Origin of the sequence: Mesorhizobium sp. C089B (genome assembly GCF_030323125.1) — a bacterium.
Lineage (GTDB): Bacteria > Pseudomonadota > Alphaproteobacteria > Rhizobiales > Rhizobiaceae > Mesorhizobium.
In genome coordinates this window covers 5,658,597-5,674,918 of record NZ_CP100469.1, presented here as the reverse complement: position 1 = coordinate 5,674,918, position 16,322 = coordinate 5,658,597, and the positions used below count along the sequence as shown (strand labels likewise).

General features: G+C 60.1%; 14 protein-coding genes and 2 pseudogenes. All 16 read right to left on the bottom strand.

The annotated features are described in order from the left end of the window. Nucleotides 1-269: 269 nt before the first annotated feature. Complete coding sequence (locus tag NLY44_RS27840) at nucleotides 270-596, bottom strand: exopolysaccharide production repressor protein (RefSeq protein ID WP_084013083.1); 327 nt, start codon at nucleotides 594-596, stop codon at nucleotides 270-272. A 35-nt stretch (nucleotides 597-631) separates the two neighbouring features. After that, on the bottom strand, nucleotides 632-937 hold the full coding sequence (gene fdxB / locus NLY44_RS27835; protein WP_023806782.1) for a ferredoxin III, nif-specific: 306 nt from the start codon (nucleotides 935-937) through the stop codon (nucleotides 632-634). After that, a complete protein-coding gene (locus tag NLY44_RS27830; RefSeq protein WP_050588950.1) occupies nucleotides 934-1,164 on the bottom strand; it encodes a CCE_0567 family metalloprotein in 231 nt (76 codons plus the stop codon). Before NLY44_RS27830 ends, fdxB begins: the two co-directional genes overlap by 4 nt. 26 nt (nucleotides 1,165-1,190) lie before the next feature. Continuing rightward, nucleotides 1,191-1,727: pseudogene (locus NLY44_RS27825) on the bottom strand (TlpA disulfide reductase family protein); the annotation flags it as partial. A gap of 1,357 nt (nucleotides 1,728-3,084) precedes the next feature. Further along, a complete protein-coding gene (locus NLY44_RS27820; protein WP_286456085.1) occupies nucleotides 3,085-3,501 on the bottom strand; it encodes a universal stress protein in 417 nt (138 codons plus the stop codon). A 564-nt stretch (nucleotides 3,502-4,065) separates the two neighbouring features. Continuing rightward, nucleotides 4,066-4,770, bottom strand: a complete 705-nt coding sequence (locus NLY44_RS27815; RefSeq protein WP_023806776.1) for a winged helix-turn-helix transcriptional regulator — start codon at nucleotides 4,768-4,770, stop codon at nucleotides 4,066-4,068. Between the two features lie 102 nt (nucleotides 4,771-4,872). Continuing rightward, nucleotides 4,873-5,352, bottom strand: a complete 480-nt coding sequence (locus NLY44_RS27810) for a NifX-associated nitrogen fixation protein (protein ID WP_023806775.1) — start codon at nucleotides 5,350-5,352, stop codon at nucleotides 4,873-4,875. Nucleotides 5,353-5,369: 17 nt separating this feature from the next. After that, on the bottom strand, nucleotides 5,370-5,867 hold the full coding sequence (gene nifX / locus NLY44_RS27805; protein WP_023806774.1) for a nitrogen fixation protein NifX: 498 nt from the start codon (nucleotides 5,865-5,867) through the stop codon (nucleotides 5,370-5,372). Continuing rightward, nucleotides 5,833-7,215, bottom strand: coding sequence for a nitrogenase iron-molybdenum cofactor biosynthesis protein NifN (gene nifN / locus NLY44_RS27800; protein WP_023806773.1), 1,383 nt, complete (start codon nucleotides 7,213-7,215; stop codon nucleotides 5,833-5,835). The genes nifX and nifN overlap by 35 nt, the downstream gene beginning before the upstream one ends. A gap of 8 nt (nucleotides 7,216-7,223) precedes the next feature. Beyond that, on the bottom strand, nucleotides 7,224-8,714 hold the full coding sequence (gene nifE, locus NLY44_RS27795) for a nitrogenase iron-molybdenum cofactor biosynthesis protein NifE (protein ID WP_023806772.1): 1,491 nt from the start codon (nucleotides 8,712-8,714) through the stop codon (nucleotides 7,224-7,226). 56 nt (nucleotides 8,715-8,770) lie between these two features. Beyond that, nucleotides 8,771-10,312: a nitrogenase molybdenum-iron protein subunit beta gene (nifK, locus tag NLY44_RS27790; protein ID WP_023806771.1), complete on the bottom strand. Its 1,542-nt coding sequence runs from the start codon at nucleotides 10,310-10,312 to the stop codon at nucleotides 8,771-8,773. A 126-nt stretch (nucleotides 10,313-10,438) separates the two neighbouring features. Further along, the gene (nifD, locus tag NLY44_RS27785; protein WP_023708855.1) at nucleotides 10,439-11,941 is read right to left on the bottom strand and encodes a nitrogenase molybdenum-iron protein alpha chain; all 1,503 of its coding nucleotides are present in this window, start codon (nucleotides 11,939-11,941) and stop codon (nucleotides 10,439-10,441) included. Between the two features lie 98 nt (nucleotides 11,942-12,039). Then, complete coding sequence (nifH, locus tag NLY44_RS27780) at nucleotides 12,040-12,933, bottom strand: nitrogenase iron protein (RefSeq protein ID WP_023706403.1); 894 nt, start codon at nucleotides 12,931-12,933, stop codon at nucleotides 12,040-12,042. Between the two features lie 473 nt (nucleotides 12,934-13,406). Continuing rightward, the gene (locus NLY44_RS27775) at nucleotides 13,407-14,663 is read right to left on the bottom strand and encodes a type II toxin-antitoxin system HipA family toxin (RefSeq protein WP_031239752.1); all 1,257 of its coding nucleotides are present in this window, start codon (nucleotides 14,661-14,663) and stop codon (nucleotides 13,407-13,409) included. Then, a complete protein-coding gene (locus NLY44_RS27770) occupies nucleotides 14,638-14,964 on the bottom strand; it encodes a helix-turn-helix domain-containing protein (protein WP_023690557.1) in 327 nt (108 codons plus the stop codon). Before NLY44_RS27770 ends, NLY44_RS27775 begins: the two co-directional genes overlap by 26 nt. A 213-nt stretch (nucleotides 14,965-15,177) precedes the next feature. Further along, nucleotides 15,178-16,045, bottom strand: a pseudogene (locus tag NLY44_RS27765) (IS3 family transposase); the annotation flags it as partial. Nucleotides 16,046-16,322: the final 277 nt, after the last annotated feature.

Below are 16,322 nucleotides of genomic sequence, written 5' to 3'. Positions count from 1 at the left end.
TTTGATTTGACTCTCTGCATTTTCGCCAGAAGAGTCTCATTATGATTTCCAGCGCTTGGTTCGTCATTGAGAGTTGCAACCGCACGCCGGCGTGGGAGAGACTACCCTAATGTGTATGGCATTCAAGAACTGCATTTCCTTGTTTAACTAAAATGAACGGATTGGGGTCGCCATCAACTTCTCGAGCGCAGTATCCATGTGTATATTTTCAATATATATTGTTGGTCCAAAGTATTTTGCAGCTTGAGCGCTTACTTTGTCATGTCGCCTCAAGGCAGCAGCAGCGATATGGCAAGCATTTGATCGCGCTGGAGCAAATCTGCGGATTCATCCGTCACCTCATAAAGATCTGGCGGCTCGGATCCGACTTCCTTGCTGTCAAAATGCTCAGGCCTTTCGCCAGCTCGGCTAACGCAGCCAGACTGCCAGATCAGAAAGAGCACGCTTGCGAAATACGCCAGCTGAAGGAGCAGCGAACAAGTCAGCGTCGTGACAACTACTGTGCCGACGGAATGAGAAGCGAAGTAGACAGTCAGTGCGGTGCCGCACAGCACCAGCCCCAGGACGCGACAAAAGATTTTTAAGGACAACGCCATTCTCCTGGTTTTGTCTTCTCAGATCATGCTGCGACCTAGTCGGCCGCAATATGGGTCTGGCAGTTCTTCGGGCAGACGCGGCCGCAGGCTCCGCAGCCAATGCAGCGGCCGGCATGGTCGACAACCATGATCATGCGATTGAGCTCGCCATCGAAGTCGTCGTCTTCGCCGTCGCAGGCGCCGAGGATTTCACCTGCGTCATCGACGCCGTAAAGATGCATGACCTCGCGCGAGCAGACCTTGAAACAGCGGCCGCAACCGATGCAGGTCGTGCCATCGATAGCGGTGAGATATTCCGGCATCCATCCGGAGCCGTCGCGGGTGGTGAATGTGCTCGTCATCGTAACTTCTTCATTGCAGCGAGCTCTCTCCTGGCACCATGCAACTCGGCAAAAACGGTGGACGTTTCCTCAGCAACTTCCTCTATCTCCCTCCATTTTCTCGGGAGATCCTCTGCAAGGCCGCGCAATCTCATCTTGGCAACTGCCGCGCGCAGCTGAAGCTTTCGGACTTTCTTCCCCATCTCATCCCAGCTTTGACATAGATCCTTCCTCGAAATCGGTTTCATCAGGCCGGCGCCACGTCGGGATAGGCTTCGACCGCCGCCCAGAACCTGTCATCGATCGGCTTCTTCAACGCTTGTTCGCGCGCCAGGGGTTCGCTTGTGGCGATCCGCTCCTGATCGGCCGCTTTCGCTTTGTTGCTGGTACGCCAGCTGCCGTTGAGCACTTTCGGCAAAACCTCACCGAGTTGGCTCGGATGACCGATAAAGGCGATACAGCTGTCTCGGTCGACTACGAACGAGGTCGGAATCTCGACGCAAAAGCTGGGTTCCCTCCAAAGCTTTTTCATTTCGCCTGTTAAGTCGAACGCAATCCGATGATTCAGATCCGGGCACTTTTCGGCCAACCACGCGTCCAACTTGGTCCGGGCCTCGACGGCCGTTGGAGCGTCTTCATCAGCCGCGATCCCGACGACCTCAAGTCCGCTGTCCTTGTATTTCTCCTGTAGCTGCATCAGCTCGAGCATCTCCGCCGCACATAGTTCGCACCAAGTTGCCCAAAATTCGTAGACTTTGCCGGGCTGGAAGTCCGCAAGGGGCTCGCCACGCAGCCAGTCCTCCACTTTGATCGAAGGAGCCGGTGACCCATCCGCAACATCGTCTTGCCCTCCAAAGCTGTAGCCAAAGGTTGCGTGACCTCATGCGCAAGCTTGTTTCCCTTTGAGACGGGGACGAGGATTCAAGGAAGGGAGAGCGTCGCTCGTCTTGCGCATCTGCGTGCAGTCAGCCTTCACTACTCAGTGTTTGCTGAATCTCAATTCGCAAAGGCCGTGCCAACGCGTTCAGCGTGCGGCAAACGCGTGATTATACTTTGAAAAACTTGTGGCGCCCAAAATAGCCGGTTGTATTGAACGCGACATCTTTTCCGCCACTGTCAGGTCTTGGACACGCATCACCCGCTTCCCGTCGGCACAGAAGCGTGGCCACGGACGTCTCGACACATAGGGACGAACAGATGGACATCGTGACTGCGTTGGCTACCGCCAGGCTGGTCATCATCGTCGGCCTCAAGCCTTGCTTGAGCTTCTTGCCATCTCGGTCGCTCAGGTGGTAGCAGAACGCCATTGCGATTGCAGGCTCCATCCGAGCATCGCCTCTGCCCTACCTCTTCCGCTTTGCGCTTGAATTCCTGGTGGCGACGCAGGAGTTCTTCACGACGACGCCGGTTATGTCCGGCTGCGGATCGCGAGTACCGTCATCGCCAGATGATGATCGTGGCGAAGAGGGCCAGGATGAGTGCCGGCCTGTGCCGGGCCGGTGAACTCTCCCGGATCCTACTTTTGTTGTTCTGTGTCCCTGTGCGCAGGCCCTACAGGGACCACCTGGTGCGAATGTGAGCGTTGTCGGAATTGACCGGCCTCAAGGCCGCTCGGTCGCCACGCGGTGGGCCGGGCAGACTGAAAACGCCGAAGATGCGGCCGCCCTCGCCGCTGACCCGGCTACCGTCCCAGGCGATGACACGTGATTGATGCCACCGTTCGCCCCGAGGGCCGGCAAGAGCCCGATCGTCGGACTCGAAGGTCGGTGCCTTGGCCGCTGCACGGTCGTCGCCGTGTTCAGTTCCCGGCCGGTGGTGAGGGAAATCGTGATAACGCTAATACGACGAGGCTACGGTCCGAACGCGGCCTGCCGCGCTGAAACGACTCTCTTTCTCGACCTGACGCCGGCTCGAGTATTGGTGTTTTGCGCATTGAGGACGTCTGGGCTTCTGCCCGGCCGTTTGTCTGCGCGTTACGGGTTGTCTCGGCGAGCAGACACCGAGCGCGTTAGAGGCGTCCGGGGAATGTGCTTCGCGACGGCGCTTCCAAGTTGCTCATGAGCTTCGCGAAACCTGCTCGTTTGCGGCGACCTTCCTCCGACTTGGTATCAGGGTAGGTGGCCAGCGGAGTAGAGCTTTGAACAGCATCGGTGCTACTTCAGAACCCGTCAGCGGGCCAAAAACAGCGGCAAAGGCGTGCCAACTATCCATCTTATCACGCTACCGGAGAGCCGCTCGCGCAACCAGCGGCTGCCATAAGCGCCCATGACGATCACGTCGGCAGACGTGTCGATTGCGTGCTGCGCTAGCACCTTGGCCACCGGTTTGCCGCGGCTCGCCAGCCGGTCGACCCAAACCCGAGCACCGTGCCGAGTGAGGTAGGCAGCGATGTCGGCTCCCGGCTCGGCGCCGTTTCCGGTGCAGGTCGCCTCCGGATCGACGACGGCGACACGAACTTCCTCAGCACCGGATAGCAGATCCAGCGCTTCCCGAACCGAACGGGACGCCTCGACTCGCGAATCCCAGCCGACCAGGACGCGCCGCGGAGACAGAGTCGCCTCAGCGCCCTCCGGTACGACAAGCACCGGCTTTCCCGTATCGAACAAGCTGCCGTTGATAACAAGGGTCCCAAACTAGTGTCATTGAGAAGTGCGGGGCCGACGATTGTCAGGTCGGTGCAGAGCGCCCGCTGTCGCACCGCGTCACCGACGCCAGCCTTGTCGCAGTGTTCGGTGTCGACATCATAGCAGCGCCACGTGGCTCTCAGCACTTTGTGAATTTCCCTCGATGTCTTTTCTAGGTTGGCCATGTCCTGTGAAAATTGTTCTCGTGCGGTAATGTGGTGTGCGCGATGTCTAGACCACTCGGGGATGCCACCGCGCAACGGCGGAGGGGACCCAATAACCGGAGGCGACACCAGGAGCGGCGGAGGCGATATAATTAGTACGGAAAGATACGCGCCGACCTCGGCGCACAAGCGAGCAGCTATTGCGACGTCCTGATCGGAATGGTCAGCTCCCGTCACACTGAGTATTTTCTTGAAGGCCATCTGACTGCTTCCCCCTGAGATGTCGCGCCCGTAGCGCGTTTCGAACCGCAAGACTTGCCTTCCAACGAAGATGGAGAGCGGCACACCGTCCGTTCGCGATTCAGTCGTCCAGCTTCTCGAGCGAGTAGCCCGCAGACCTGACAGTATGAATGACGCTACCTGGCGAGGCCGCCTTCAGCGCCTTTCTGATCCGGCTGATATGGACGTCGACAGTGCGTTCACCGACATGGATATTGTCCGGCCAGGCCGCGTCGATCAGCTCGTCTCGGCTGAAGACCTTGCCGGGAGCCTCAAGAAATTGCCGCAGCAGGTTGAATTCGAGAGGTCCGAGATGGATATCGTGGCCATTACCTCGCACCCGGTGAGCATCGAGCTTCATCTCAAGGCTGCCGCAACAGAGCCAACTGCCGCTTTTTATCCCGTTTGAACCCGGCTGTGGCAGCGCCAGCTTCGTGCGTAGACAGTCAAGCAGCTTGGTCGGCGCGAAGGGCCGCACAAAGCTCTCGTCAACACCTGCCTTCAAGAGATCGAGGTGCTGGTTCTCGGCGCCGGGCGCGATCAACGCAATGACGGGCAGGCGGCCGGTCCGGGGCTCCCCCTTGAACCGGGCGCAGATTGTGGAGCCTGCCGCGCTTGCTGGCCCGCAGTCCAGCACTACCGCCTGGAGCTCCCGTTGATCGGCCAATGCAAGTGCTTCCTTCACGCCGCCTGCCGGCTCACTCGTGAAGCCGTCCACCCCCAGAATGTGGCTGAGGAACAGATACAACTCCGCATCTTGCGAACAGATCAGTACCACTGGCTTCATCAGCGCTACCCCAAGAACCACATCCGCCTCGGCCGCCTAGATTGAGAGGGCTCGCATGTCCTCAAGGCGTGACATGATCCCCTCGATCGAAAATCGGTTCCATCACGCCCGCGCCACCTCGGGATAAGCCTCAATGGCTGCGGTGGCATCCCCGGCCAGTTGGGTACCGGCCGCGGCGAGTTTCCAGAACGTCTCGAAGCCGAACCGATGGACGTCGCGCAGGGTTTTCGACAGAACGACCAACCGCCCGGCCGTGAAAAGCACGCGCCCGAAGCCCTCATGGCTCATCTCCATGATCGGGGATGCCATCAGGCCGGAGCGTTCCTCAATCGCAAGCCCGACGGCGGTGTAGAACTTGTCGAGCCTCCACAGCACGTCCGGATCGGGATCGCCGATGATTGGAATTGCACGGCGCTGTTCTCTGGTGATGATGTAGTCGCCCAGCAGCTCGGCGTCCGATTTGCCTTCCCATGACCCGTGGGAATCATTGGCACGGATCAGCCGCACGAGGCATTTGACGAACGGGGTGGCAAGGGCCGCCTCATCCTCGGTGGTGGCAGCGCTAACAGCGGCTTCAAACATTTCGCCCACTCCTCATTTCAGCTTTCGTCCTCGAAGGAGGGTTTCTGTTCAGCGACACCTGCCTGCGCCAGCACCTTGCGCAGCCAAGGGGGAGGACACGTCCTGAGCATCATCTGCGTGCGCAACAGCACCTCTTGGATGGTTTGGGGCTGCGGCAGTTTGATCGGATGGATCTTTGCGGAAACAAGTTTGGCTGCCGAAGGTCCGCCGATCGCCAGACAAAACAGGAGATGACAGCCCTTTAGCGCCTCCACCTTCGAGGTGATGTGGTCGTCGCCCTCAGTTCGGTGCTTCCCGATCTCGTCGGAAATATCATCGAAGGCCACGGCTTCCACGAGATTCCACTCCTCGCGCATCACGTCGTAGACAGCAAAGCGCCTGGCCGATCCGAAATGGGCGTTGAGGTTCTTCATGTCCTGCGTGGCGATCGCCACGCGCAATGCGCCCGCCTGGCGTTCCGGCGTCGGTGCGTGAACCTCGTCAGTGACGAGCGAGAGGCGACGGACGGAGCTCATCTGGCATTTCTCGCTTACGGAGTGGATCAAGCGCCTCAGGCGTCGGCGCTCGCCCGTTGGCTTCGAAAATGTTGGCAACCTCGAAGATCAGGTTGCGGGTCCCCTGGTAGAGGATTGTGAGCTTGTGCTGGGCCCCGAGCCGGTCGAAGATCGGGAAGCCGACCCGCATGAGCGGAATGCCGAGGCGCTGCGCCGCCTGGCGGCCGTGGGAATGAGTAACGAGAAGATCAGCGCCGGCGCCAAGCGCTTCCAAATCGCCGAGATCGCCGATTTGAACCGACTGCGCCGGCACTTCCTCCAGAATTTTCGACATAGCGGCCGTTGTGACCGCCGCCGCGATCTCGGAGCCCATGCCGATGAAGAAGCTCGCGAGTTGGTAGAGTTGGTCTGGTTCAGCAGCGATCGCAATTTTCTTGCCTCCAAAGTGGAAATGTCCGTCGAGCAAAGCGTCCTGCAACTGCGCCCGCCGACGGCGCACCCCAGCCGGCGCCGCCTCGCCCGAAACTGCGGACAACAGCGACACGAACCGGTCGGCGTCCCTCAATCCAGTCAACGATCGGAACAGCACGTAAGAAACCCCGGTCAACCTCTGCAGCACCTCGGCCGGGCGGCGCATATGCTCACCGATGACAATGCATCGCTCGGCCGTGCCTAGCTCGCGGATATCCTCGACGCTGGTGCCGCCATAGGTGGTCGTGACCCAACGGTCGGGCACCGTACCGTCGAGCGAGCTGGAGACGTCCGGCAAAATCACCGGCTTCAGTCCAAAGCTCTCAACCATCTCACGCAAATGCTCGATGTCAGCCACAGTGAGGTTCCAGCCAGGCAGGATCACGATCTTCTTCGATTGCCGCGCTTGCTCGCCGGGCCGTGTAATCCCTTCGATCATCGCGGTGACAGCTTTGGCCCAGCCCTCTTCGATCGCACCATCGAAATCCGGTGTGTTGGCTAGCACCACCTCCGTACCCGCGAGTTCTTCCATGCGCTTCAGCCTGATATTGGCGACATCCCCTGCGCAGTCTTCGCCCCGGGTTTCCACCAGCGCGGTCGTGCAAACCCCGATCAGCGTTGGCTTTGTGCGGGCCTTGAGGTTGAGGATCGCCTCTTCCAGATGGTCTGCCCCCCCGAGGATCGTAGCCACCTCGTCCATCGCGGTTGTCTGCAAGGGAATGGCTTCCTTGAAATGTCGCACGAAGAGCACGAGCGCGAAGCTGGTGCACCCCTGGCTGCCGTGGAACAATGGCATCGCGCCGTCGACGCCAAGAAAGGCGAGGGCGGCGCCGAGCGGCTGGGATGACTTCAGCGGATTGACCGCCGCCGCTTTGGACTGGGGAAGGATGCGGACCATTGGCTTCCTCAACACTCGCCGAAATCAGCGGCCGTGGTGCCGGAGAATTCCTGGACAGCATGCAAGGTCACGGTCTCGCTTTTCGTGCACGGCCGTTCCTCCCCCACCGCAGGCTGGCAATCCCATGGTGCCGGCTCCCGTACCTGGCACCAGATGGGGTTTTGAATGGCCAGGTCGATCTGGCGTACGAGTTCCACCATGCCGTCATAGCCGGCGTAAGGGTGTTGGCGCTCCTGGTTGATGTCGAGCCAGGGTGTCTTGGCCTTCAGAGCGACGAATTGCGTGCGCCCGCCTGATATCAGGATATCGGCCTTGTGTTCGGAGAGCATGGCGTAAAGGTCGCGCGCTGCCATCTGCTCGAATATATGGTTGTCGTCCTTGAGTATCTGCTTGATCCGCTCCTTGTATTCGACGGTCGACTTCTTGACAGAGGTGCCGACGATCTCGATCCCGATCTCCATCAGCGCATGGACGACCGACCAGGACTTCACGCCGCCGGTGTTGAGCAGCACGCGCTTGCCTTCGAGCCTCGGCCGGTAGGCCGCTAGCTTCTTCCAGGCGATCGCCTCTTCCTCTGCAATCAATAGCTCGGTGCGGCCGAGGATCTCCGGATCAGCACCCTGCTTCACGAGCAGCTCAGCTATGCTCCGGAGTGCATCCGAGGTATCGGTGATGCCGTAGAAGGAGCCCTCGAAAAACGGGATGTCCCAGCGCTCGTCCATTTTGCGGGCGAGATTGATGAGCGCGGTCGAGCACACCACCATAGCCGCCCGGGCGCGGTGCGCGCAGGCAATGTCGACGTAACGGGCGTCACCCGGAATGCAGGCGCGCACCCGGATCCCGAGCCGATCCAGCAGCGGCTTCACCAGCCAGAATTCGCCCGAGAGGTTGAATTCGCCAAGAATGTTGATGTCGTAAGGGCCGGCATCGTCGGGCTCGAGCGTGCCGATGACATGCTCGAGCAACGCCTCGCCGGCAAGCTTGTTGCCGAGATTCTTGGAGCCGACGAAGCCCGGCGCATTGACCGGTACAACGGCCAAGCCGTACTTTTCCGCCGCGCGCTTGCAGACGGCCTCGATGTCGTCGCCGATCAGCGCCGTCACGCAGGTCGGATAAACGAAGATAGCCGGCGGCCCATACGCTTCCTTGATCTCGAGGATCGCTTTGAAAAGCTTCCGCTCGCCCTGCCCCATCACAACATCGAGTTCGGTGAGGTCGGTCGTGAAGCTTGTGCGCCACAGGGCTGGCCCGGACGAAGCCGCACCGCGGTTGTCCCAGGAATTGCCCTCGCAGGCGAGCGGCGCATGGATCAAATGCGCAACGTCGGTGATCGGCTGCAGCACGATCTTGGCGCCATCGAAGGCACAGCCGCCGGCCGCCGCCCCGGGGGTCAGTGGCTTCGAACAGCCCTCCTTGCGCGCCTTGGCATCCTTGTCGCGGTTCTTTTCGCAGCCAGGCTCGTTGAAGACATCCTGGATTTTGACTCTGAGCAAGGACATTGCGTCGGTCTCCAAAGTCCCTCGGGAAGACGACCGGCCAAAGCCGACCGTCACGCTTAGCGGGTGAGGTCATACGAATAGTCCGTCACGCCCGTCTCGCTTGTCTCGCGATCGAGTTTGTCGAAGATCTTGTCGAGGATCGTCGTCAGCACGCGCAACCCGCCTTGGTAGCCCATCAGCGCAAACCGATGGTGATGGTGGCGATCGAAGATCGGAAACGTCAGCCGGATCAGCGGCGTGCCGGTGTCGCGCTCCAGATACTTGCCATAGGAGTTGCCGATCAGCAGGTCCACCGGCTCGGTGAAGAGCAGCGAGCGCATCGCCCAGAGGTCCTTGCCCGCCCAGACTTGAGCATCCTTGCCGAAGGGCGATGATGCAAGCAGTTCCTTCAACTCCGCTTCCCATGTCGACGTGCCGTTGGTGGCGAGGCAATGGGTCGGCTCGCCGCCCGTCTCCATGATGAAGCGGGCCATGGCGTAGACAAAGTCCGGATCGCCGTAGATAGCGTATTTCTTACCGTGCAGCCAGGATTGGCTGTCGGCCATGGCGTCGACAAGTCGGCCGCGCTCCAGGCGGATTGCCTCGGGGATTTGCTTGCCGGAAATCGCGGAGACCTCCACGAGGAAGTCGTCGGTTGCCTGGACTCCGAGCGGGTAATGGAACGAGGACGTCGCCTGCCCCACCCCCTCGCAATACTCCAGTGTTTTTCGGGTGTTGTAATGCTGCAGCGACAGCGTCGCCTCGGCGTTGAGTGCCTTCCTCACGTCTTTGATCTTCGTGCCGCCGTCATACATGCGGTATTCGCCGTCGGACGGCGTGTCGAACTGGTCAGAGGCGTCTTGGATGAAGGTGTAGGATACGCCTATCAGGTCGAGCAGGCGCTTGAGTTCCCGGTTGTTGCCAACACAGAATCCGTCGAAGCCCGGAATGACGTTGATGGTGCCCTCGGCTTCCGTTCGCTCCTCCCCTTTCCAGAAATGCTCCAAAATGCCCTTGACCGTAACGTCATAGCCGTCGACATGGCTGCCGACGAAGGCCGGCGTATGGGCGAAAGGCACGTCGAAGTCGCGCGGGACCGAGCCTTCGTCCTTGGCGTTCTCGATGAAGCTGTGCAGATCGTCGCCAATGACCTCCGCCATACAAGTGGTCGAGACGGCGATCATCTTCGGGTCGTAGAGTTGGTACGTGTTGGCGAGCCCATCGACCAGGTTCTTCAGGCCGCCGAACACTGCCGCGTCCTCGGTCATCGAGGAGGAAACCGCCGAAGCAGGCTCCTTGAAATGGCGCGACAGGTGCGAGCGGTAATAGGCCACGCAGCCCTGGCTGCCATGGACGAAGGACATGGTTCGCTCGAAGCCTGCGGCCGCGAACACCGCGCCGAGCGGCTGGCAGGCCTTGGCGGGGTTCACGACCAGGGCTTGGCGAGCAAGGTTCTTTTCGCGGTATTCCCACGTCTTGGTGAATTCGCCTTGGTCGGTAACGATCTGGTCCGGGTGAGGACATTCGAAATTCAGCCTCTTCTCGGCGAGCATCTGCCTGTATTCCGGCTCGCGGAACAGGGGCGCGTGGTCGAGAACTTTTTCAGCCGACTGCGGCATGGGTGGTTACCTCTTTCCATCTGGCCCGCCATACGGCGGCACAGGGACGTCGAAACGTTTTCAGGTCTCCCGCGGACAAGCGGCCACAGGCGTTCGCGGCCTCCCGGCTTCCGGGAGGCCAGGGTTTCATTCGGCTGCGATCGCCGCCGACGGCTCGGCTTTTTTCTTCCAGGGGGCGTCGTAGAGGTTCCAGACCGGGTTGTTGATGGCCAGATCCATATCGCGCGCGAAGATGGCGAACCCGTCGTAGCCGTGATACGGGCCGGAATAATCCCAGGAATGCATTTGACGGAACGGTATGCCCATCTTCTGGACCGGGTATTTTTCTTTGATGCCGGAGCCAACGAGATCAGGACGGATCCCCTCGATGAACTTCTCCAGCTCGTAACCAGTCACGTCGTCGTAGATCAGAGTGCCCTTCTTCACGTAGTGGCCGGTACGCTGATAGTCGTCGTTATGGCCAAATTCGTAGCCAGTGCCGACGATCACCATGCCCAGGTCCTCATATGCCGTGACGACGTGACGGGGGCGCAGCCCGCCGACATAGAGCATCACCGTCCTGCCTTCGAGGCGCGGCCGGTACTTGGCTATGACCGCCTCGACCAGCGGCCGGTATTTGGCTATGACCGCCTCGGCCTTGGCCTCGATTTCCGGCCCGAAGTGCTTGGCTATCTTGCGCAGAGAGGCTTCGGTCTGGGAGGGGCCGAAGAAATTGTACTCCATCCAGGCGATGCCATACTTTTCCTCCATGTGCCGGCAGATGTAGTTCATCGACCTGTAGCAATGGATGAGATTGAGTTTCGCCTTTGGCGCTCGCTCTATTTCGACCAGGGTAGCGTCGCCCGACCAGTTGCCGACCACGCGCAGACCCATCTCTTCGAGCAGGATGCGCGAAGCCCAGGCGTCGCCGCCGATATTGTAGTCGCCGACCACATTGACATCGTACGGGCCGGCCTCGAACTCGAGGTCCTTCTTCTCGAACACCCAGTCGCGGATCGCGTCGTTGGCGATGTGGTGGCCGAGGGATTGCGAGACGCCGCGGAAGCCCTCGCAGCGCACCGGCACGATTGTCTTTTCGTGCTCCTTGGCCTTGTTGCGGGACACAGCTTCGGTGTCGTCGCCAATCAGGCCAATCGGGCATTCGGATTGCACAGTCATGCCCTTGTTCAGCGGAAACAGTTCCTCGATCTCGTCGATGATCCGTTCGAGCTTCTTGTCGCCGCCGAAAACAATGTCCTTCTCCTGGAAATCGGAGGTGAACTGCATGGTGACGAACGTGTCAATGCCGGTCGTGCCGATGTAGTAGTTGCGGCGCTGAGACCAGGAATATTGCCCGCAGCCTACCGGGCCGTGCGAGATATGGACCATATCCTTGACTGGACCCCACACCACGCCTTTCGAGCCGGCATAGGCGCAGCCGCGAATTGTCATCACGCCGGGGATGGACTTGATGTTCGATTTGACCTCGCATTCGGAAAGGACCTCGCTTTCCTCGCCAGCCTCGTCGCCGCTTTTTGCGACGCTGAGGTGCTTTTTGCGGCGCTTCGCCGACTTGTCAGGATATTGCGACAGCACTTCCTCGATTAGCCTCGCATGGAGGCCACCGTCATTCTCGTATTCCAGGCTCATGGGACCCCTTTCAAGGTTCAGGGTGACGCCTCACCGACGAGGCGCCGTTCTTTGAAAGACGCACCAGGTCAGGCGGCGCCTCATGTCGGCAGTGGTCGCTACTGTGCGGCCGCCTTAGCCGCTTCCTTGACCTGAAGCTCGGCAAGCATCTGCTCGTCCGTCTTCATGATGCCGAAGTCGAGCAGCATGTCCTCGAGCTCCTCCATGGTGATCGGGGTCGGGATGGTGCCCTGGCCCGAATTCCCATGGATCTTCTCGGCCAGCGCCCTGTATTCGCCGGCCTGCTTGGAGTCCGGCGCATACTGGATCACAGACATCTTCCTGAGCTCGGCGTGCTGGACGATGTTGTCGCGCGGCACGAAGTGGATAAGTTTGGAATTGAGCCTGGAAGCAAGCGCCTCGGCGAGGTCGAGTTCGCGGTCGGTTTGGCGCTCGTTGCAGATCAGGCCACCGAGCCGCACGCCGCCCGAATGGGCGTATTTCAGGATACCCTTGGCGATGTTGTTGGCGGCATAGAGCGCCATCATCTCGCCGGACATGACGATATAGATTTCCTGGGCCTTGTTCTCGCGGATCGGCATCGCGAAACCGCCACACACCACATCCCCGAGCACGTCGTAGGAGACATAGTCGACGTCGTCGTAGGCGCCGTTCTCCTCGAGGAAGTTGATTGAGGTGATCACGCCGCGGCCGGCGCAGCCGACACCCGGCTCGGGCCCGCCCGACTCCACGCATTTGATGCCTTTGTACCCGACCTTGAGCACGTCCGCGAGTTCCAGGTCTTCCACCGAACCTTCCTCTGCCGCGAGGTGCAGCACCGTATCCTGCGCCTTCGCGTTCAGGATCAGGCGGGTGGAGTCGGCTTTGGGGTCGCAGCCGACGATGAGGATTCTCTGCCCGAGGTCGACAAGGGCGGCGAGCGTATTTTGGGAGGTGGTGGACTTGCCGATGCCGCCCTTGCCGTAAAAGGCGATCTGACGCAAACCTGACATGTAGCTTTCCTTCCTTCGTTCCATTCATCGCGGCTGCCGCGACATGAATGCCGGTCGGGCAGCTGTAGCCGCCTCGCACCTAAGGATCTCAAGACTCGTGCCAGTTTGGCTGATCGAACCGAAGAATAATTTGATGGTTGCTTTTCAGGGGTTTAGCCTGAGGCCAAAGAAAGGATCGTCGCAACAGACCGTGTAGCGGACCCGACAATGGCGACACAAAGCGTCGGATCGCGATCCTCAGTCACCGAATTCGTTTGAACCGCGTCGTTATGTTGAAGTGGACGAACAGCAGCTCGATCCTGTTGGGTGAATTGCGGGATGCTGTCTGTTCCGGCGAGCTGACGTGCTTGCTCACGCGTGTCATCGTGGACACTCCGCGGAATCTTGCGCCACGCTGGCATGCCTTCGATCCAGCCATCCATAGGGCCGCGGATCGAAAGTTCCGCTATATCAGCAACCCGAGGGGACTCGGCTCACTTATCGGCGCAGGAGTTCAGTATCGGCGTCATCGCCTTCACATGTTCGTCCATCCGCTCGAGCACTATCGCTGCGACAACGTCGCGCTCAGGCAGATGCCACCAGTACTCGTTGACGAGTTTGACCGTCTCGACCACTGCCTTTAGGACTGCGGGCTCCGGAAGCCTTGCGCGGTTCGCAAATGCTTTCCATCGCGGTGCTGCTAGCGCCTTGAACGAGCGCTCTCCTCCAAGCGACAGCGCCATGGCGTCGGCGGGAATATATGGCACAGTGGACAGGACGTCGTAGATTGGTGCAAGCGCCGGCTTGTCGCCGTTTCCGGGATACATCAAAGACCAATTCTTCAGGTGCATGTCGCCATTGCCGGTGATGACGCTCAGTGCCAGGCGGCGGACGAAATCGAGAGCCGCCGTAGGCGAGACGGCCACGCCAAGAGCCAAGGCTATGTCGTGATAAGCGGCCCCCTCATATTTGCGCGAGGGGTAGACACCGAAGACCTGAGCGAAATCCTCGATGTGTATCCTCTCGCCACCGGCGCCGCGATCGAAGCGTTTGACGAGAAGGACCTTGCCCTCCGACAGCGTATTGAATTCTTCGGGAACGCCCTCAAAATCGGCCTTCTCGACCAGTTCGCATTCAGGAACCTCCATGCCGATTGCTGCTGCCAGCGCCAGGTTGGCGAATTCGTTCTCGGAAACGCCCGGAAACGCCGTCCAAGGGAACTTGGCAATGTACCGGCCCTGCTCGTCGTCCATCGGCAAGGTAAGGCCGCCGCCTTTTCCAATGTTCTTCATGACCGACAGCTTCATCTGCACGCCGGCAAGCGAGAACCGTGCCTTGGGGTGATCCTTTGAGCCATCCTTCGAAACCGTTATCGCGCCGTCACTGGGCAACGCCCGTACGGCTCCCGGCAGATCGGCGCCCAGTGCCGCTAAAAGATCGAAATCATTGCCTGGCCGTACATTGCCTTCGTGATGCCTTTCCATCGCCTCCCGCAATTTCTCCTCCGGCAGGAGGTTCGCGAAGAAAGCGGGCAAGGCGCTTGCCAGAGGCTTCGGATCTTTCCGCAATCCTCCCGTCGCTGCCCGGAACGACAGGCTGAGAACCGGAAAGCCGCCCGTCGCGCGGTAGGCGTCATCGAAGTTGAACGCATTGAAATCGCCCGGCGTCCTGACGATTGTGCCGATCTTCACTGCATTCAAGAGCACGTCCAGTGACGGGATCGTCTTAGGTGCGCGAAAGACTGGAGCCATGATCGTCATCGTCAGGTTGAGAAACAAAGGCGGGTCGATCGTCATCATCATGCGGACGCAATAGAGCCTGGACAGCCGGCACCATGGCTTGCGGAACCAGCATCATTTCCAGACCGAGCGCGCGAGCGATATTCATGAGCGTCGTCGCACGCGCGGCTGCGGCTCCCTTTTCGATGTCGCGATATCGGGGACGGGATATACCCGCCAAATCGGCGACCTGCTCCTGCGTCATCGCAGCGGCCAACCTCGCCTGCCTGAAAAACCCACCGATTTCCCGTAGAATTTCCGATTGAGAGTCCATAACCACCTATACGATCTATTCCAATGCGCGATGGTACGCAAAGGTATCCCATCCAGCGAGTAGTTTCAATGCTTTGATGATCTGTTTACGTATCATATGTGAAGAAAATGATATGGAACGAGATCAATCTTCCTCTCTCTTTAGCGCCGCGCGGCAACGTCGTCCCTCCGAGAACTGAACCGCACCGGGTTTTCCGGAGGCCGTTTCGTTGAGTCACGCGGCCATGGCTGGGTCATACAGAATGGCGTAGTAGCGTTCCTCGGCTTCGGCCGGCGGAATGTTGCCGATGGCCTCCAGCAGCCGGCGATTGTTGAACCAATCGCCCAATCGAGCTACCGAACTCGACGGCTTCGAAGTTGCGCCATGGTCCGCGTCGATGGATCACCTCGGCCTTGTAAAGGCCGTTGATCGTTTCGGCGAGAGCATTGTCGTAGCTGTCGCCGACGCTGCCTACCGAAGGCTCAACGCCGGCCTCCGCCAGGCGCTCGGTGTATCTGATAGAGTCGTATTGGGCGGCCTCTATCGCTGTGATGGATCAGCCTGCCCCCCTGCACGGGCCGCCGATCATGGAGAGCCTGTTCCAGAGCGTCCAGAACGAAGCTGGCATGCGCCGTCCGGCTAACCCGCCAGCCGACGATCCTTCGCGCATAGGTGTCGATGACAAAGGCGACATAGACGGAGCCCGTCCAGGTCGCGACGCAGGTCAAGTCGGAGACCCACAGCATGTTCGGCGCCGGGGCATGGAACTGGCGATTAACGTGATCGAGAGGGCAAGGTGCGGTCTTGTCGCTCACCGTGGTGCGGATCGGCTTGCCGCGGATGCCCTCAAGACCCATGGCCCTCATCAGTGGGGCAACCGTGCAGCGGGCGACGTCGAGCCCTCACGCTGTAACTCCCGCCAGACCTTGCGAACGCCGTAGACGCGGAAGTTGGCCTCGAACACGCGTCGGACCTCATCCTTCAAGGCCAGGGCCTCATCCCGCTTCGCCCGAGCCGACAGCCGGGAAGGATCGATGCGCTTGGCGACATGGTCGTGGTAGCTCGACGGGGCGATCGGCAGCACCTTCCAGATCGGCTCGACCCGATGCGGTTGCCACGTCCGAAGGCACGCCGGCGAGCACGGTTCATACAGCTGCTGTGGCCACCGTCCACCGGCTTTTCTTCGTAATAGGCCTAGTCCATGCGTCGCTGCAGACGGGCCAACTGAAAGAACATTCAGCCAACGGCTATTTGACCTCGGCGCCGATGCGCTCGACGGTGGTCCTATGAAGAGACGGGCTGCTTCAGATGCCGCACAGCCTTCATTTAGCTGAGTCGAGTGATTTCGGAGCGCTGATTGGGTTTGTTTCGGACGGCGT